This window comes from Mesorhizobium sp. M7A.F.Ca.CA.004.04.2.1, from assembly GCF_004022825.1.
Lineage (GTDB): Bacteria > Pseudomonadota > Alphaproteobacteria > Rhizobiales > Rhizobiaceae > Mesorhizobium.
Window position 1 is genome coordinate 1 of sequence record NZ_RZPH01000016.1, and the last position, 18,443, is coordinate 18,443.

At 58.2% G+C, this 18,443-nt stretch carries 18 protein-coding genes and 1 pseudogene; 7 read left to right on the forward strand and 12 right to left on the reverse strand.

What is annotated here, in order from left to right; all coding sequences use genetic code 11:
- Positions 1-28: 28 nt before the first annotated feature.
- The 12 genes from EN893_RS01815 to EN893_RS01870 form a co-directional block, all read right to left on the reverse strand.
- On the reverse strand, positions 29-832 hold the full coding sequence (locus EN893_RS01815; protein WP_127268422.1) for an Effector protein NopP: 804 nt from the start codon (positions 830-832) through the stop codon (positions 29-31).
- A 355-nt stretch (positions 833-1,187) separates the two neighbouring features.
- The gene (locus tag EN893_RS01820) at positions 1,188-2,225 is read right to left on the reverse strand and encodes an EscU/YscU/HrcU family type III secretion system export apparatus switch protein (protein ID WP_127268423.1); all 1,038 of its coding nucleotides are present in this window, start codon (positions 2,223-2,225) and stop codon (positions 1,188-1,190) included.
- Positions 2,222-3,040 (reverse strand): type III secretion system export apparatus subunit SctT, encoded by an 819-nt coding sequence (sctT, locus tag EN893_RS01825; protein WP_024505376.1) that lies wholly within the window; start codon positions 3,038-3,040, stop codon positions 2,222-2,224. The genes EN893_RS01820 and sctT overlap by 4 nt, the downstream gene beginning before the upstream one ends.
- Before the next feature lie 8 nt (positions 3,041-3,048).
- Positions 3,049-3,324 carry an EscS/YscS/HrcS family type III secretion system export apparatus protein gene (locus EN893_RS01830; RefSeq protein ID WP_024505375.1) on the reverse strand — a complete coding sequence of 92 codons (276 nt, stop codon included), beginning with the start codon at positions 3,322-3,324 and terminating at the stop codon, positions 3,049-3,051.
- Between the two features lie 2 nt (positions 3,325-3,326).
- The gene (gene sctR / locus EN893_RS01835) at positions 3,327-3,992 is read right to left on the reverse strand and encodes a type III secretion system export apparatus subunit SctR (RefSeq protein ID WP_029354851.1); all 666 of its coding nucleotides are present in this window, start codon (positions 3,990-3,992) and stop codon (positions 3,327-3,329) included.
- Positions 3,985-5,013, reverse strand: a complete 1,029-nt coding sequence (gene sctQ / locus EN893_RS01840) for a type III secretion system cytoplasmic ring protein SctQ (protein WP_095769044.1) — start codon at positions 5,011-5,013, stop codon at positions 3,985-3,987. Before sctQ ends, sctR begins: the two co-directional genes overlap by 8 nt.
- Before the next feature lie 89 nt (positions 5,014-5,102).
- Positions 5,103-5,615, reverse strand: coding sequence for a hypothetical protein (locus EN893_RS01845; protein WP_032899688.1), 513 nt, complete (start codon positions 5,613-5,615; stop codon positions 5,103-5,105).
- Complete coding sequence (gene sctN, locus EN893_RS01850; protein WP_024505372.1) at positions 5,591-6,949, reverse strand: type III secretion system ATPase SctN; 1,359 nt, start codon at positions 6,947-6,949, stop codon at positions 5,591-5,593. Before sctN ends, EN893_RS01845 begins: the two co-directional genes overlap by 25 nt.
- Positions 6,946-7,569 carry a type III secretion system stator protein SctL gene (gene sctL, locus EN893_RS01855; RefSeq protein WP_024505371.1) on the reverse strand — a complete coding sequence of 208 codons (624 nt, stop codon included), beginning with the start codon at positions 7,567-7,569 and terminating at the stop codon, positions 6,946-6,948. The genes sctN and sctL overlap by 4 nt, the downstream gene beginning before the upstream one ends.
- Positions 7,566-8,204 carry a nodulation protein NolU gene (locus tag EN893_RS01860; protein ID WP_335930789.1) on the reverse strand — a complete coding sequence of 213 codons (639 nt, stop codon included), beginning with the start codon at positions 8,202-8,204 and terminating at the stop codon, positions 7,566-7,568. The genes sctL and EN893_RS01860 overlap by 4 nt, the downstream gene beginning before the upstream one ends.
- Positions 8,197-9,060: a type III secretion inner membrane ring lipoprotein SctJ gene (gene sctJ / locus EN893_RS01865; RefSeq protein WP_127248569.1), complete on the reverse strand. Its 864-nt coding sequence runs from the start codon at positions 9,058-9,060 to the stop codon at positions 8,197-8,199. The genes EN893_RS01860 and sctJ overlap by 8 nt, the downstream gene beginning before the upstream one ends.
- A 9-nt stretch (positions 9,061-9,069) precedes the next feature.
- Complete coding sequence (locus EN893_RS01870; protein WP_024505368.1) at positions 9,070-9,579, reverse strand: nodulation protein NolB; 510 nt, start codon at positions 9,577-9,579, stop codon at positions 9,070-9,072.
- A 187-nt stretch (positions 9,580-9,766) separates the two neighbouring features.
- On the opposite strand from EN893_RS01870, the gene EN893_RS01875 reads away from it, so the two are divergent.
- The 7 genes and pseudogenes from EN893_RS01875 to EN893_RS01905 all read left to right on the forward strand — a co-directional run.
- Positions 9,767-10,465: a secretin N-terminal domain-containing protein gene (locus EN893_RS01875; protein WP_024505367.1), complete on the forward strand. Its 699-nt coding sequence runs from the start codon at positions 9,767-9,769 to the stop codon at positions 10,463-10,465.
- A gap of 301 nt (positions 10,466-10,766) precedes the next feature.
- On the forward strand, positions 10,767-12,701 hold the full coding sequence (locus tag EN893_RS01880) for an HrpF/NolX family T3SS translocon protein (protein ID WP_127267847.1): 1,935 nt from the start codon (positions 10,767-10,769) through the stop codon (positions 12,699-12,701).
- Between the two features lie 1,057 nt (positions 12,702-13,758).
- Positions 13,759-14,103 (forward strand): helix-turn-helix domain-containing protein, encoded by a 345-nt coding sequence (locus EN893_RS01885; protein WP_084831489.1) that lies wholly within the window; start codon positions 13,759-13,761, stop codon positions 14,101-14,103.
- A 37-nt stretch (positions 14,104-14,140) separates the two neighbouring features.
- Complete coding sequence (gene glyA / locus EN893_RS01890) at positions 14,141-15,478, forward strand: serine hydroxymethyltransferase (RefSeq protein ID WP_063169266.1); 1,338 nt, start codon at positions 14,141-14,143, stop codon at positions 15,476-15,478.
- 57 nt (positions 15,479-15,535) lie between these two features.
- The gene (gene metK / locus EN893_RS01895; protein WP_063169265.1) at positions 15,536-16,711 is read left to right on the forward strand and encodes a methionine adenosyltransferase; all 1,176 of its coding nucleotides are present in this window, start codon (positions 15,536-15,538) and stop codon (positions 16,709-16,711) included.
- A 100-nt stretch (positions 16,712-16,811) separates the two neighbouring features.
- Positions 16,812-17,804 (forward strand): adenosine kinase, encoded by a 993-nt coding sequence (locus EN893_RS01900; RefSeq protein ID WP_027039710.1) that lies wholly within the window; start codon positions 16,812-16,814, stop codon positions 17,802-17,804.
- 392 nt (positions 17,805-18,196) lie between these two features.
- A pseudogene (locus tag EN893_RS01905) lies at positions 18,197-18,443 on the forward strand (hypothetical protein); the annotation flags it as partial.

The following is an 18,443-nucleotide window of genomic DNA, read 5'->3' on the forward strand; positions in this document are numbered from 1 at the left end:
TTGCAAGGCTCGGCGGCGGGTCGACAAATCACATGAAATCGTCGTCGGACCCGCTATCGCTGCTGTCGCTGTCCTCGGTTTTGTGGAGATAGAGTGGAGGTTTGCCTGCACGCTGCCACTCACCGGCACTGTTCTTCGTCCATTTGTCGGGATGCTGCGTAGGGTCAAGCACCAGGTCGCCATGATCCACTTCAACAAACCCCATCGTCTGCGCGCGCGCTTGTGCTTCCGGATTAGCCGCACGCCAATTCAGCAACGGTCGGTCGCCGTCTATCCGAAGTTGATGCTCCAGCAGAATATCGCCCGCATTTTCGACGAGCGGATGGGCGACTTGAAGATCCACTATGGAAGTGACCTCAGTTCGACCAGGAAATTGTTCCCGCCAACTTTCCGATTCGAACTCGTTCATGCTGAATCCGCCTTCCATTCTCAGCAGTCCGGCACTCCGGTCTCCCAATTGGTAACTGAAATATCGCGCGTGCTCCGTATCTCGACGGATGCCATATTGCTGAGCAACGTCCGCGGTGCGCCTGGCTCGTGACGATACGAACTCTGAATACTCTTGAGGATTGTCGGCGATGTGCGTGATTTCATCACCATGAAATTGCCTCACCTGTCTCCTGAAGGAAGTCCTGTTGATCTCCACCACAGGAGGTCGGGAATTGAGGGAGTATGCTTGGGGAGCCGCCGATGATGAGGCGCCGCTACCTTCCGATCCGGATAAGTGCATTCGGGCAAATGTGTCCGCGAACCCTTCGCTTCCTGCATCCGCTTGCTCGCCGGCATTATGCGCGCGGTAACTATCGGATGAGCCACCAATTCGACCATACATGACGATTCGTACTCCTATGTTTCGCAACCGAGCTCAAGTTAGCACGGCTGTTCAACATAGGGCGCTTAGTTGACGACTAGCTGACGAGGGCATTCCAACGGCTGCACCAATCAAATCCGTACTGCCGGCCTCAAAACCTCGGACTGCGCCACGCACCGGCCAGCAGAGGCTGCAAGGTCATGCCCGGAGGACTTGCCGTAGTTGCTGGGTGGCAGATCCGAGGGGAGTGATTGCCCCAGGCCCGCGGTTGCGCGGTTGGCCTGACAGAGACACTGGGGCACGGATGGCCAGCCGACATTTGCCACTAGCATGGAGCCAGGTCAGTTTTGAACTGGCAGTCGTGGACTTCCAATGACTAGGCCAAGCCTGCGGCAAAGAATGCTTTCGCGACAGGCTGGAAATATTGCATAGGAACCGCGTGGCCGAGTTTTGTAGTGCCTATCAGCTGACGCGCTAAGACATGGTCATGGACGATCGTCAGGCGTAGTGCCCGCGCCTCGCTCAACACATGTGAAACGCGCTCACCTTCGGCACGGCAAACTAAGAACGGCACCCCGGTTTCACCGCGAACGTAACGCAGACCGATCAGGACCGCCCTTCCTGTTAAGACCAGCGTGGCGCGTTGCACGCCAAGCGCAGGCTCGTCGGCCGCCTCCTCGCGGATGCGACGCTGTTCACCTTTCAACTCTGGCGCTCCTTGCTGATCCTTCGACTCGCGCGTCACTTCGGTATTGGTCATGCGCATTTCGCGCAGATACAACGCGCGCTGGAGCAGGAGATCGATCAGTCCGCCGACCAGCAGTGCGCCGGCGCCAATTCCCATCAGCAATTTTGTCTCCATAAAGATGAGGCCAACACAGCCCATGCCGCAGATCGGCAGAGGGACCATTGTCTTCCACATCCCGAGAAGGACAATGGAAAAGGTTGCGCTGAGAACCAATACCTTGAACATGGTCTTGCAGACTTCGACCATGGAACGAGCAGACCCCAAGCGCTTCAGCCCTTCAAAGGGGTCAATTTTCTTAAAGCTGAGCTTCATCGGCTCCAGAGAGAAGACAAATCCACCATTGGCTAGCAGGCTGGCCAAAATCACCGCGGCGACGAGGGTTCCAAGCAGCGGGCCAACAGCCGCGACGGTGAGTTGGACGAGCACAACCAATGCCTGCGGCACCGCGGTATCGAAAGGTAGGCTCTGCAACTTGGTGGCTAATAGGAGCGCTTCCCGGCATTTGTCCTCGATCACGCTGCCTCTTAGCCAAAGGTAGCCGAGCCCAGCGCAAGTCCCGACCGCGCGGACGAAATCGGAGCTACGTGGCAGCTGTCCTTTTTTGCGCGCTTCACTTAACTTCTTCGGGCTGGCGGCGTGTGTCTTCTCTTCACTTGTGTCGCTCATGGCAGCAATTTGTCGAACCACTCCAGCACGCCGTTGGCACGTGTGACCTCCAGTTTCATGCTCTCCACCAGATAGGCAGCGTAGGTGACCATGAGAACTGGAAAGACAATGTTCTTGATTGCCGGAGACAGTTGGCTCGCCTTAAATTGCGGGGCAAAGCGACGCAGCAGCATCATCGATATATCAATCAGTATCAGGAAGAACACGACAGGCCCCGATACCAATAATGCCGTGCGCATTATGCTGTCGAGAAGCCCCAACAACTCCATTGCTCCTGGCCCGCTCAGTGTCGGGTGAAACTGATACACCGGCCAGATCAAGTAGCTGCGGTACAGGACACTGATCAAAGTTTCCAGGCCTCCTGATCCGACGAATATGGCAATCGCAGTGATCCCCAGAAAAACGCCCATCGCGGAAGCCTGACTGTTCGTCGCGGGATCGGCCGAAGCGGTCGGGCTGCTGATGCCGCGTTGGTTGTCGATAAGCTCCCCGGCAGCCTGAAGGCCCCAAAGCGGAATGCCAAGAAAAGTGCCAAGGAGTACACCGACAAAAACTTCCTTGAATCCGAGCAGGGTTAGCTGGATCAGGCGTGTATCAGGATCCAGCGCCGGCAATCCGCCACTGACATGTGCCAGGCATGGTAGTGCGAAGCCAACAGCCAAACAGCCCCGGATCAGCCCACTGATCTGCGAGCGTGTGAATACGGGAAAGATCAGCATGATGCCCATCGCGCGGGCTGCCCCAAGACCTGCCGCAACGACGAGTTCGAGAGCCGTCTGGATCAGAATTTGAATATCGGCCGATGGCGCGTCCATGGGGCGGACTAGTAGCTAAGTGTCATTGCGGGAAACTCGGTGAAGATCTGATCGGCTAGCTCTATGAGCGGGGCGCTTAGCACAGGAGCAAACAGCCCAATCACCGCGACAACGACCAGAAGCTTCACGGTGAGCGGCAAGCTTTCATCCTGGATCTGCGTCGCCGCCTGGAGGATGCCGATGACGAGGCCGACAACCACTGATGCAATGAGCGGCGGTAGAATCCAGATCATGAAAACCACCAGTGATTGGCTCATAAGAGTAATGATGCTGGATTCAGTGATGATCAGCCTCCCGGTAACGTATAACTCAGCACAAGCCCATGCATCAATTTTGACCAACCATCAATGGCAACAAACAAGAAGATCTTGAACGGGACAGATATAACAGTTGGTGAGACCATCGACATGCCCATCGCCATCAAGATAGTTGTCACTATCAGATCTATAACAATAAAAGGCAGATAAAGTAGAAACCCTATCTCAAATCCACGCTTCAATTCCGATAGCAAGAAAGATGGTACAAGTATTGCAAAGTCATCAGGCGTGGCTGCAGCGTGCATTTCCTCTGGCCAGACCTTTTCTGTCGAAGATAGGAAAAATCGCCGCTGCTCTTCATTTGTGAATTTCTTGAGATGCTCGCGCAAGGGCTCACTTCCGGCTTTAGCGGCGCTTACCCAGTCGTCGAATGTCTGATAGTGGAGCTTGGGATCCGACATGCGGTCATAGGTCTGCTCAGCAACGGGCGCACTAACGAACATAGTGAGGATCATCGCCGCGGCGTACAGCACCACATTGGGTGGTATGGTCTGGGTCCCGAGCGCATTGCGGACGAGGAAAAGAACAATTGATACCTTTACAAAGGCCGTTGTCGTGGCAACTGCTAAAACCAGCAGACCGAGTCCGGCGGTAACCGCAAGAAGCGCCAGGATTGTCGGCTGAGCTTCACTCATTGCATGCAAACCCGCCACGCAGCCTGATGCCCAGCTCTTCTCCGATGCGGACAATGTCGCCACGCCCGATACGCTGACCATTGGCCACTATGTCGACCGGGCCGTCGATCGGCCATCCAAGTTCAAAAATATGCCCTTCGCCGGCACTTCTTAATTCCCCAAGAGAAATAGGCCAGCGGCCGCATTCAAAGACAAGCACGATCTCGACATCGTCGAGATCCTTAGTAAGCTCCAGTTGCGATCCGGGTTGTGTCATATGCGCACTCTCCAAAGGACACGGTCGCGGGCGGAAAGGCCCCCGCAAGATTAATTCATCGCCGTCAAGATCCGCCTCGGCGCACAACTGGCCGACAGCTAGGGTGATCTGGCCGCGGCCGAACGGCGCAATATCGGGCAACAATGCATCACCGACACATGCGCTTCGAAGAAGCGCCGCAGGAAGGCGAAGCGTGCCGACCTCTCCTGCAACAATGAGCGGGAGCTCTGGAGGCAGCCCGCCCAGCTGCCGCGGCAACTGGGCAAGCAGTTCGCCTAGCGCGCGAAACGCAGGCGGTACTAAGCCGTCAAGTGGCGTGAACAGGAATAGACGGCCCTTGCCCTTGACCGCGCCGAAAATGATGTCGAGTTCAAGATGAGGAGCCAGCATCGTGGCTTCGCATACCCGCACGAGTTGCACGTTCAGACGCGTCGTCTCCTCCAGTCGAGTGACAAGCGGCTCCAGAGCGAGTTCGAGAATTAGCGAAGCAGTTGGCTCGGAAGGGAAGGCCAAGCCGTTCTGCACTGTCGTGATGAACTCCTCTACGAGCGGGCGCGACAGTGACAAGATGACCGTTTCGGCTCCCACTCTCCAGACGCAGTCAAGCATCGGAATGGCAGCAGGTTCCTGCTGCCAGACAAGCCCTGCCGTTCGCACCGATAGCGGCACCTCGTTGATCCGGCTTTGAAACGGCGTGCGCGGCGCTGCTGTATCATTGAGCCACGAGACAACCGTGTGGGACAGTTTCAGAACTGGTTCGAACATGGCGGGTGTGACCGCAGCGCCTATCAAAGACTGCACGGTCGTGTCATTCGGACGACCTCTTGCGACCGTCGGATCCGGTTGCGCGGCATTTAGGCAAGCGACCCCCTCGCATATTTCAGCAGTATCTCATCGTCGGCCTCGATCTCGGCTGCGGCCTCCGAATGAGTCTCGACGGCGCGCCGCACGTCGTCCTCGATTTGTTGCCATTTGTCCCTTGCCGCCGAACATATGACCCATAGCTCCCTCGTCCTGGACGCCGCCATCTCAGCCTCCTCTTGAGCGATTTGGGTATCATCAAGCATCTGCCGTCTGGAATTGATCTCAGCGGCAAGTTGTTCAGTGTGAAGGCGGTGACGGTCGAGCGCTGCGCTAGACAAGTTGTCGAGTGACATCAGATGCTGATAGAGCGCTGCTTCTTTTCTTGAACAATGTTGCTGTATCATTGCAAGCTCCCTAGAGGCATTTTGTACGGCTGAGGCGGCCACATCGCGCTGGGCTTCCTTCTTGGACAGCTCGCCAAGGGCACGACGCTCTTGCATTTCCTTCAGAAGCCGTAACCTCGAAGACTGAATCCAGTTTACGCGGTCAGACGCGACATCCATGCGACCGTCTCCTCGAAATCTGACGCGTCATCTTCGCTCTGGCGCAGAAACTCCCTCAGTTCGTCGATTGACGCGACAGCCCGGTCAGTCAGGGGATCTCCACCTGGCTTGTATTCGCCAACATTGATCAAGAACTCGGTCTCGGCATAGCGCGACAGGAGCTCGCGGAAAATGGATGCTGCCTTGCGATGTGTCCCCGAAACGACTGCATCCATGACGCGGCTGCGACTCTGCAGCACATCAATAGCGGGGAAATGCGATCGCGCCGCAATAGCGCGTGAGAGGATGACATGGCCATCGAGAATACCACGCGATTCCTCGGCGATTGGATCACCCGTGCCATCACCCTCTACAAGCACCGTATAGAAGGCCGTGATTGAGCCCCGCTCACCCATGCCGGCGCGCTCGAGCAGGCCTGGCAGCATGCCAAAAACGGAAGGAGGAAAGCCCCGTCGCGTCGGCGGCTCACCCGCAGCAAGGCCTATTTCGCGCATAGCGCGGCAGAAGCGCGTCAGCGAATCCAGCATGAGAGCAACGCGTAGGCCTTGATCTCGGAAATATTCCGCGAGCGCAGTCGCCATCGGAGCGCATTGCGCACGCTCTACCGCCGAGCGGTCGGATGTTTCAACCACGACGACTGTACGGAGAAGGCCCTCTTCACCAAGATTCCTTTCGATGAATTCACGAACTTCCCGTCCACGTTCGCCTATGAGCGCCACTATGACGACGTCAGCGGCGGCACCCTTTACGATCTGTGACAACAGCGTCGACTTGCCACCACCTGGCTCGCCATAAATCCCGATCCGCTGGCCCTCGCCGCACGTCAGCAGACCATCGAGGACACGGACCCCAAGCGGGAATGGCCGCTCAATCATGCGCCTCGTCATCGGATTGGGGGCTCTGCCATGCAGGGGCCGAGTTTCGACGGTCTTGATTTCGCCTTTGCCGTCCAATGGGCGGCAACGACTGTCGATCACGCGACCGAGCAAATCGCCGCCGACGGGCACCTCACGCATTCGGCCAGTGGCCACGACCTCTGCGCGGCTGGATAGGCCCACCAAGTCCCCGATCGGTGTCAGCAATACACCATCACCCGACAGGCCGATCACCTCGGCCTCGAGCGACAGCCCGGTTCGCGGGTCCTCTAGGAGGCAAAGTTCCCCAATACGAGTGTCTGGCAAGACGGCATGAACCAGTGTGCCGATAGCCCGCGTGATCCGACCGCGCACCGCACGCGTGTCAATTCGCTTGGCCGCAGCCCTCAAAGACGAGATTGCTGGAACGAGAGCTCGAGTGTCGGCGTCAGCGTTATGTTCTGGGACGGGCTTTCTCATAGCTCGCCTTTCTCACAGAGCGTCCCGAAACCAAGGCGCAGCGCGCGCATCTGGGCGTCAAGTCCAAGGTCAACATTGCCGTACTCGCTCCACAGCACGCAGCGTTGCGGCGACAATGTCGGGTCGGGCTCGATCCGCACCCTTGGTCGACCATCCTGGCCGTCGCATCGAGCAAACTCTCGTGCAAGCATGTCGACTTGCATGGGAGAAACATGAAGGCAAACGTCGGCGCCGCTGTATTGACACTCTATGGCGTGACGAACAGCCCTCACCAATAGCTCGCCCGGATCGAAAGCGCCGATAAGATCGCTCAATATTTCCATCACGAGCTGCGGCAATTCCTGCTCCAGAGCCGCCTTTCGTCGCGCGATTTCGGAGATTGTCTCCGCAATCAACCCTGCCATCTCCTCGGTGCCTGCATTCGAGCCCTCCATGTGGCCGCGCGCCCACGCCCGCTGGTAAACCGCGCGTGCCCAGTTTCGAACGCGCTGCCGATGCCGTTCTGCCGCGGCAAGGGCTTGCGCGGCGCTGTGCCAGGTTTCGAGCTCGCTCGCGGGTATCAGTGGTCCGACTGGACGCATCTGCGGCGCTATTGGCCCCTCGGAAAGTTCGACTGTCATTTCACCGGGGTCTCTGTCTCAAAATGAGCTACTACAAGTGAAAGCAATTGGCCGGCGGCGGTCCAATGCTCAGGTGCTGGAGTCTCCGCGGCAGTCCCCTCGGGCAATCGAAGAAGCACGCGGTTACGCTCGGTAGCTGAACTGTCCTGGAGCCAAGCCCCAAGACATGCGTGTCCATCGTATTCGATTTGCTGAGCGAGTTTTTCTGGGTCCGAGATCAGTCTTTTGTCAACAGCATGCAGCAGGTGTCGGATTCCGAATGCGTGTGCCTCCACGCCGATGCGTTTAACAAGGATGGCAAGCTCAGGCTGAGAGACAAACGCGACCAGCGAACGGGCATGCCAGATACTACCAGCAAGAAGGGCCGCTCGATATGGATCATGCCCGCGTAGAAGGTCCGGCCTGCAGCCGATGTGGTTCAGATCCACGTCATCGTTGCCCAGCAATTCTGCCAGCCTTGGATGCAGTCTGGAACACTTCTGCAACTTCACTAACGTTTCGGCCGATAACGCTGGATCAAGACGCGCCGCAAGACGGGTTGGATGGGCCGAAGCCGCAAGCTCGCTCGCGCCCGGAAAGTGCGGACCATCAGGTCGGGCGGTCTGTATAGGCATTGGCAATGAGATGTCACCCACGTCCAATTGCAGGCATTCTTTTGCGAATGGCCTCGACAGCAGAAGCATCCCGGCGCCCCTCGACCTTGGAAACGCCGGTTGATTGCTTGCGCCGACGCGTAACAACGCCGATCAAGAGATAACAGGCCACGCCGAATACGGCTGCGGCAAAACCTGTTACGGTCGCCAGAAGTGGCGCAGGAAGAGGTAGTGATGCTTGTGGCAAGACAGCAGTCGGATCGGGCCGTTGCTCGTGTGCGGACCGTTCTACCGGCACCAAAACCACTTCCACCTTATCGTAGGACAGGCCTTCGATGCTGTCGGCTACAAGCATCTTTATCTTTGGCAGCAGAGCCGCGACATTTGTTTTTGCGTCGTGCCTGATAAACACCGAGGCCGAGGATGGCGTGGCACCGGCTCGCACAAGGTCGTTATGCGGCAGCACGACGTGAACACGTACAGAAAAAACGCCATCGATATCGCTGATCGTCCGCGACAACTCTTCGCTCAGGGCATACACGTAACGGGCACGCTCTTCGGTCGGCGAGGCAATCAGGCCTGATCCTTGGAATATCTCACCGAGGTTCTTGAAGGATTGGCGCGGCAGCCCCTTGGCGTTCAGAAGGTTGATTGAGAAGGCGAGCAGCTTTTCGTCAACCTGGATCGTGCTGGTTCCATCCTTGGCGACCACCCGGATCGCGGCGACCCCGTTGTCTTCAAGAAGTGCGAGCATTTCATTTGCCTCACGCTCTTGCAATTGCGTGTAGAGGTCGGCTTTGCAAGCAGTGAGGGCGACGAGAACTGGCAGCATGACAAGTCTAACCGACCGCCACCCTGACAGGCCACGCATGATTTCGCCCTCGGCCAAGCCAATCATGCGCGCGGTTCAGCCTTCCTTCAAAAGTTTATTCACGGATGATGTGACGCCGCTGACGCCTTTGGAGATAAGCGCCACCTGGGTGACGCCGTTGTAAACATCCCGAAGACCAGCCATCATCGTTTCGAAGTCTTGCCCTTGTTGGGGAATGCCCGAGATTCCGGTTCCCGCCTCACCTGGAACGGGAAGCTTCTGCGCCGGTCCCGGTAGAGCGCCCTTCGAAAGGGCTATGTCATGGTCGAGCGCGGGGAAGGAAACAGTGTTGTGTGGATATAGGGAGGAAATCGTCTGCAACACGCGATCGCCCATGCCGCTCGTCGGCGCAGCCGCGCGCTGAACATCCATCGCCGCAGCAACTGGCGCCGCACTCGCTGGCCCCGCGGCGGCATCGTTTTTCAGCGAGTCGGCTGCATGCCCTAAGGCGCGCTCAAACTGGGCCTGCTCGACAATCGACGGTGATCCGACCCTGGGGAGGCCAGCCGTTAGAGTGGCAGAGATCGACGTGACAGGCATCATCATGTAAGGACTCGGTTGCTCTCTCTGACCGGGCGAGCCCCGCCCATTCATCACCCGGTGTCGGCGCAACACTCCTAGGGGGGCAAGCTGACAACAAGCTGACTAACGGCGGCGTCATTTCGACAATCTAAAATCTCTTCGGCAATTTAGTCACTTGTGATGATTTCAGCGTTTGGTTTATCAGTGCGACATGCCGAGAACGCTTATCCAACCCGTCACCCTGCATGTTTTGAGACTTCTTTGTGCCGGGTTTTTTCTGTCCACCGGGATTCACCCGGCGCATGCAGTCCCGCTGTCCCTTCCGGCGACACCCTATAGATACACGGTTCTGGATCAGGAGCTCGCTGCAGCGTTGCAGGAATTCGGCAACAACCTGAATATCAGGGTCAACATCAGTCCTGCGGTGAAGGGGCGAATTCGCGGACGTATGCCTGATTTGCCACCGCGCGCGTTCCTCGACCGCTTGACGAACCTTTACGGTCTACAATGGTACTATGACGGCCTTGTGCTCTATGTGTCTGCTGCACAAGAGTCGCAAACTCGAATGCTTTTGATGACGTCGATTCGCTTCGATGCGTTCAAGGGGGCTCTCGACAAGCTTGATATCTCCGACGAGCGCTATGTGGTCAAACCCGTGCCAGGCAATGGCCTCGTCTTCGTTTCCGGTCCACCGCGCTTCGTCGCACTCGTGGAGCAGACCTTTAACGGCTTGGTGGCGCAGGCGCAGGCGCAGACTCACATAGCGGCAACGCCAAAGGAATCAGTGCTGATCTTGTTTCGCGGCTCCTCCACTACGGTCGTTCGCGACGGACGACCGGATGCTTCTTATTCTTCTGACATCCCACAACAGGATAGCGTTGGCGGGAAGCCTGAGCTGGGCAAGAAATGAACATTGAGGATTTCCCGCAGCTCTGAAGAACATGACTGCGGCTACCCTTTTGTGAACTCTTCGCAAACTCGTCAGTTTCTCGAAAGCTAATCCGCTCATGATGAGTCCCGGCAGCTCTCGCGGTGACTCCGGCCATTGTGTTGGACCGAACCTTGGAGCCGGCCCGGAACACAGCAATTGAAGGCAGGGCAGGCGCATTCGTGACCTGCCGACGCTTGGAATTGTCGAATTTTGTGAAACGCAAGGGATCTTCTGTCGGGGTCTCTTGTGGGGATTTCAACGTCACGTCTGAGGATGCATAATGTCGGCCAGTAATCTTTCAACTTTCTACCGCTCAAATTCGCTACAGTCCGCAAGGGGTTGGCCGGGCCTGAAAGTTTCCCATTTTGCGACCCAGCATCAGCAAAGTGCATCGTGCTTCGAAGCGATGCTGTCCACTTGTGTGCTGGCAGACAAGCCCGGCTCTTTCGCGCAAGGGGATCTGCCAGCGTCGAATCTTGATTCGACAATGGATAAATTGCGGCAGGACCCTTTGGGCCATCTGGCACCGGATGTCTTGACATTGAATGGCTTGGAGCAACACCCACTGGATCAGCTGCCGCCAAATATGAGGGCGGCTCTCAAGGAGGACCAATCGCAACGCTCCAAGGCGACTGAAGCCCAACATCTGCTCGGCGTCACTCCGAAGATCGAGCCGGCTCCCAGGGCGAGCCCCGGAATCACGTGGAACGGTGGGTCGCTGACCACGGCTGAGTTGCAGATTGTTGCGGTACTCAACCGTCACAAGGACCAATGCCCGCTTACTTGGAAGTCGTTGACCGACAAAGCCAATGATCCCTCTACGCCACCGGATCTTAAAGCGGCGATCCAGGGACTGCAGCAGGATTCGGGACTTTTTTATGCGATTGGCTCGCAGGGCGACGGCCGCTGTGGAGGCAAGATCAACGCCAAGGACTTGGCCGGATTTTCAAACCACCACCCACAAGTTGCTGCATTTCAGGAAGCCCAAGCGCGAAGCTACGAGCAGAACTACATACCATCCGACGGCAGCGGAGGTTTGCAGCCTTCGGTCATGACCTTGAGCGATGCCTTGCGGGAGTTTTACCGGTACTCCGAAAATCTGTCCAAGGACCTGAGTCTGGATGAGTTCAAGAAAATGGTCGGCGGCGAATCGAAAAACGGCAAATTTCCGCCCCAGGTCATTGCGGCGGCGCAATATTTCCTCGATCACCCCGATGCTTGGAACCAGTTGTGCGGTGGCTCGAAAGGGAAGATGCACAAAGAGGATTTCCTGCAAGTCGCCTCATCGTCGATGAGCCTCACGCAAACTGAGCTGAATACGGTCGAGATGATCAAGGACCATCAGGACACGTTCTTTGGAAGCGGTGTTCTGACTCGCGACAAACTGGCGAAAATGAAAGACGACAAGAGCCTTGATCCGAAAGTGCGGGAAGCAGCCTCTCAGCTCCTTTCAGATCCTCTTTTGTTTGGCCTCCTGAACAATTCGATCACGGGCTATAAGACCCATCATAAATTCTTCGACTTTGGCGGCGGGCATACGGTTGATTCCGGCAATATCAGCAAAAAAGACTTTGCCCATTTTTGCACAAACATGTCGTCTGCGAACCGCAACGTTCAGCAGCCAATCACCCACGGCGCCCAAACCGCAGAAGAGCAGAATGCCGTCGCGGACATGAAGATGGGCCTGATGGACCAGCCTGACATTAAGTCAGCCAAAAAGAACGGCGGGGCCGTCATGCACGTCGTCGACTCCGTGCTCAAAATCGAGACGAAAGTGCTCGACTTGGCGGCAACGGCGGTGGGACTGCTCAGCTTCATTCCGGGCCTCGGACAAGTAGCCGATCTTGCCTCGATGGTTCTCGAGGCTGAGTCGCAAGCAGCCAATCTCCTGCGTACGGCCATTAATGGAGGCGATATGAAGCGAGCGCTGGAGGAAGCTGGCCTCAATATGGCCGCGCAGGCGATCGGCCTTATCGCAGGCCCCGAGGTCAAGCTGGCCATTCGAAATGGGCTCGTAAAGCACCTGATGGAAGAGGCCTTGGCGGCAGGCATTGATCTTTCGGTCTCGACGGCGCAGGACTACGCAGAAGGCTATGTGAATAACCTCAAAGCGCGCCTTGCAGGCGGCCCTGAGCAAAGCCTAGGCCTTCCGAGCATGCCATCATTCCAGAGTGTGGCAAGCAATGTGCCCTTCGTCGGCATTGCCTTATCCTAGCCGTCGCCTTGCGCGGAAGCTTTGGCTCGCGCGCTGACATAAGGGTCATTGTGGCACAAGCAGGGGTTCATCCGCATCAACGCAAGCGGTGTTCCTGACGCCATCTGGATCGGACTGTGAGGGGGATGTCCGAAGTCTGTGAAGGCTTCGGTATATGACGACTTCAGAGTTACGCTGAGCCCAGCCATCTCGAGCCGGTGCGCCGGGTCGAGGTTTTCACGGGCGCCGGCCGGTAGCGGGAATGGTCTCCGGAAGGCACGGCGCGGATGGTGGCGGAGCGGCGCAGCCGAAGGAACGGCTGTCGCGCGCCCAGGGCGGCCTCCCGAACAGCAGACGATGATCTCCTGCCTTGGGCCTATATCCTTGTGCCCACGCTCAAGGCAGTCGGCTGAAAACAGCGCTGATTTAAAACAGCATTATCCTGCACTGCACCCTCGATCCTTGCGCTCACCGATCGCTCGTCGACACGCACGCGGTCAAGTCGTTATCGGCGCTATGCCGATGGGCTTCGAGAGCAAGGTGGACGCTGAGCGGTGCGTCAGCCTCAGGGCGCGGCTGGCCAGCTTTGGGTCTCACGCTCTATGACGGCAACACCCGGCTGATCCACTTGGCCTGTTCGCGGGCTCCCGGCAGCGGCGCGGAAGCCACGGTCCGCCTTCCTCGGCTTCAGGCCAAAGATACCGCAGCATGCTCCAGAGCTATGTCTGCCGCCTTCGCCCCATCGTCGCTGGTCATGTGGAAAGGACAAGCAGGCTACGCACCCTATAATCCCGTCGGGCAGGATTCGACAGTCGACGGCGAGACATTCGCCAAACCTCCCCCTTGATTCTCAGCAACGTTAAAAAAAATTCACATAATGTTCGTGAGTGTAGTCTCCTGTCAGGTGGTACATTAGCCCCAATATCTGGCGTCTTAGTCGTAGAAAGGACTGTGATCTATCTTCCATTAGCATCCATACCAGCGGATTTACAGCAAATGACGAGAGAGGTCTCATGCGGATTGATGGGGATAGAAGGGCTAGCGGCTTGCTGCATCCCGTCCGGGTTGATGCCAACCAATGTTGACACTGGTAAATCGCCTAAGGACGGCAGCGCATCTTGATCGCCTTCGAATCCTGGGCCTTTGCGCGCATGCGGATCTAACCGTCGGCGAGCTGGCCGATATTACCAGTCTGCCTCGCGAGCAGGTTCGACGCCACGTTCGGCGGCTGGTCAGAGCCAACTTTCTTTGCTGCAACGAACAACGTCCGCAGTCTTCGTACCATATGCAAGCAGGAGGCAAGGATGGCGGGCTGGCTCAATTGGTGGTCGATCTCCTGCCCCACGATGATGGCCATCATAAAAGAGACCTACAACGCCTGGAAGCAATACAAGACGCGCGGTTGAAGGGACCGCCTGCTTGATCGTGAAATAGATCAGTCCAAATGGAGCGCGACTACCATGGATAACTCCGCCGGCGGCGCCATCGCGCAGCCCGACACTTACGGGCGGCCTCACTTAGCCGCCGTCGACTCCCGCGTTCACGAACTGCTTCTAAGACAGGAGCGTCAGGAGCGGACAACTCTCAAACTGATCGCCTCCGAGAACTTTGCCTCCTCGGCGGTGTTGGAAGCGACCGGGTCGATTTTCACCAACAAGTATGCCGAGGGATACCCCGGTGCGCGCTACTACGCCGGAAACGAGATCGTCGATGAGCTTGAGACCCTCGCGATCGAGCGCCTGAAAGCGCTATTTGGCAGTGAACACGCCAACGTCCAGCCTTATTCAGGCTCGCCAGCCAACCAGGCTGTCTATCGCGCGCTTTTGAGCCCCCGTGACAAAGTCATGGGCTTGCCTTTACCCGAAGGCGGCCATCTGACTCACGGTTGGTCCGTCAATTTTTCCGGCAGCGATTATCAGCGCGTCCCGTACAGGCTGCACGAAAAGACACAGCAAATTGACTATGACCACTTGCGCGAGACCGCCAAGCGGGAACGCCCGAAGCTAATTTGGGTCGGCGGAACTGCTTATCCGCGTATTTTTGACTACGCGGCCATGGCCGAAATTGCTTCGGAGGTGAACTCGTATCTGGTGGCTGACATCGCCCACATCTGCGGCCTGGTTGTCGCAGGAGTGCATCCGAACCCCGTGTCCCATTGCGATGTGGTCACCAGCACCTCTCACAAGTCGATCCGCGGTCCCCGGGGTGGCTTCATTTTATCAAGGAATGAAGACCGTTATCAGCCCCTCCATCATCCGAAGAGCAAACACAATCTGGCCAAACGTATAGACCGCGCCGTGTTCCCTCTTCTGCAAGGCGGACCGCACATGAATACTATCGCCGCGCTTGCCGTCGCTTTGCAGGAAGCAGCGAACTCGTCCTTTCGTGTCTACGGTCAGCAGATCGTCCACAACGCCAAGGCTCTGGCCCAGGCACTTCTGGAGCGAGGTTATGAACTCGTCACCGGGGGCACTGACAATCACATGCTGATCCTTGATCTTCGGGACCGGTCGCTGTCAGGCAAAGCCTATGCGGAGCGCTTATCGCGTGCAGGCATCATTGCGAATTTCAATATGGTCCCGGGCGACCGGCGGCATCCGGCGCTGACAAGCGGCATCCGCTTAGGGACACCAGCGGTGACGTCCATGGGCATGCGCGAAACGGAGATGGTGCAGATCGCCGCTTTCATCGACTCGGTCTGCCGCCAGCCCGATGACCAGGAAGTTCATGCGAGCGTACGAAGAGACGTTGCCGACTTCTGCACTGCGTTCGATGTTCCCGGCATCCCCGACCGATAAGCCACCCCAATCCAGAAACTCCTCACTAACTCCAGCACTTGAAGCGAGGGCATTTTTATGACCAGGCAGTTCGTGTTCTCTTCCGAATCCGTCGGCGCGGGACACCCCGATAAGATGGCAGACAACATCTCCGATGCCATTCTCGATGCGGTCCTGCGCACCGATCCGAAGGCGCGCGTCGCCTGTGAAGTGTTGGTGAAGACGGGGATGGTCGTTGTGGCTGGCGAGATCACCAGCCATGCCCACATCGATTACAGCCAAGTCGCCCGCGATACGATACTCGATATTGGCTACGACGATGATGCGATTGGCTTTGATGGTCGACGTTGCGCCGTCGTTCTGGCCCTCACCGAGCAGTCGCCCGACATAAGCCAGGGCGTTGATGAAGGACGAGGGCAGGATCTCGGGCAAGGGGCAGGGGATCAGGGCATCATGTTTGGATTCGCATGCAACGAGACGGATACATTGATGCCCCTGCCGATCCAACTCGCTCACCATTTGACGAAAAGACAGGCCGAGGTCCGCAAAGCGGGACAGCTTGGCTGGCTGCGTCCGGACGTGAAATCTCAAGTGTCGGTACGCTACGAAGGGCTCCGCCCGGTGGCGCTGGATACCATAGTCCTGTCAACGCAGCATGACGAAGCGGTCTCACAAGCCACGGTCCGCGAAGGCGTCATTGAGGAGATCATAAAACCGGTCCTGCCGGCCCACCTGGATACTTCGGGGATCAGATTTCTGGTCAACCCAACAGGGCGGTTCGTGGTCGGTGGGCCTGCCGGCGACTGCGGCCTCACAGGACGGAAGATCATCGTCGATTCCTACGGTGGGACCGGGCGTCACGGCGGCGGTGCCTTTTCGGGCAAGGACCCATCCAAGGTTGACCGCTCGGCGGCCTATGCCGCCCGGTATGTCGCGAAGAACATCGTTGCCAGCGGCCTTGCGGAGGTCTGCGAGGTTCAGCTTGCCTACGCGATCGGCGTGGCCAGTCCGGTTTCTGTCATGGTCAATACCTTCGGAACCGCAAGGATCGAGGAAAAAAGGATCGAGCGCCTTGTTCTCGAGGTTTTCAATCTCCGACCGAAAGGCATCATCAAGATGCTTGATCTCTTACGGCCGATATACCGCAAGACGGCGACATACGGACACTTCGGGCGTGAAGAGCCTGAGTTCACTTGGGAGAAGACGGACAAAGCTGACGATTTGCTGCGTGAAGCCGGACCGGCAGCTGCGTGAGGGCGGCTGGATCAAGCGCATGCGGCAACCCATTCCAACTCGCGAGACCACGCCCGGCCGGCGTGGCAAGAAGCCGGCTCGGGTTTTGGCGGAGATTTTGATGCCGGATTATGACGTGCTTTGCATCGGCAATGCCATTGTCGACATCATCGCCCAGTGCGACGAGGAATTCCTCGAGACCAACGGCATCATCAAGGGCGCGATGAACCTCATCGACACACAACGCGCCGAACTGCTCTACAGCCGCATGGGTCCGGCGATCGAAGCGTCCGGCGGCAGTGCCGGCAACACGGCGGCCGGCGTCGCCAGCTTTGGCGGCCGCGCGGCCTTCTTCGGCAAGGTCTCCAACGATGCGCTGGGCGAAATCTACGCGCACGACATTCATGCACAGGGCGTCGCCTTCGACACCACGCCGCTCAAGGGCGAGCCGCCGACGGCGCGCTCGATGATCTTCGTCACCCCCGACGGCGAGCGCTCGATGAACACCTATCTCGGCGCCTGCGTCGAGCTTGGCCCTGAGGATGTCGAAGCCGACAAGGCGTCCGGCGCCAAGGTCACCTATTTCGAAGGCTATCTGTGGGACCCGCCGCGCGCCAAGGAGGCAATCCGCCAGACGGCGAAGCTGGCGCACGCAGCAGGCCGAGAAGTGTCGATGACACTGTCGGATTCGTTCTGCGTCGACCGCTACCGCGACGAATTCCTCGACCTGATGCGCTCGGGCACGGTCGACATCGTCTTTGCCAACAGCCACGAGATCAAGTCGCTCTACCAGACATCGTCGTTCGACGAGGCGCTGGCCCAGATCCGCAAGGATTGCCGGATCGCCGCCGTGACCCGCTCGGAAAAAGGCTCGGTGATCGTGCGCGGCGACGAGACCGTGGTGATCAAGGCGACCGCCATCAAGGAACTGGTCGACACGACGGGCGCCGGCGATCTCTATGCCGCCGGCTTCCTGCATGGCTACACGCAAGGCCGCGACCTGCAGACTTGCGGCGACCTTGGCTCACTGGCGGCCGGCTTGGTGATCCAGCAGATCGGCCCCAGGCCACGGCAGAATCTGCGCCGCGAGGCTGAGCAGGCGGGGTTGCTGTAGGGAAAGCTCTTCCCTTCTCCCCCTGTGGGAGAAGGTGTCGCCGAAGGCGACGGATGAGGGGTGCTCCAGCTTGGCACTGACGGTACTCCGTCCAACACCCCTCAACCGTCTTGGCGCTGCGCGCCAATCCACCTTCTCCCACAGGGGGAGAAGGGAAGGCCGCCTCCGCCCCTCACCGTCGCGCGGCTGTCATACATCGCACCTACACGCAATCCGGGCGTCCCGCGACTGACATTTCGGTGCGCCCTCAGCCAGTTGGGGTGTCAAGAAATGCTAGACAGCATGCTGTCGGGCGGCCGGATTCGTTGCCGTCGCGATTTCCGCTTTCCGCTCTAGAGATTCAACAGCCGGCCGCAGCTGTGGGAGGAGAGCGCGGCCCAGAAGACAGATGTATGAACAGATTTCAGCTCCAGGGCCTCAAGCAGGACGACTTCGCCGAGATGGTCGCCGAAGACGTCGAACGCGCGCTTGCCCACTATGACGAGGCCATCAACAAGCCCACCATGGTCTCGGTCGGCAAAATCGCCGGCAGCATAGCGTCCGCCGTCACCTTGCTGTCACCGAAGCACCAGCGCGCTATCGACGCCATCCATGCCGACCTGCCCGGCCTGGCCTCGAAATTCGTGCGCGCGCTGGCGG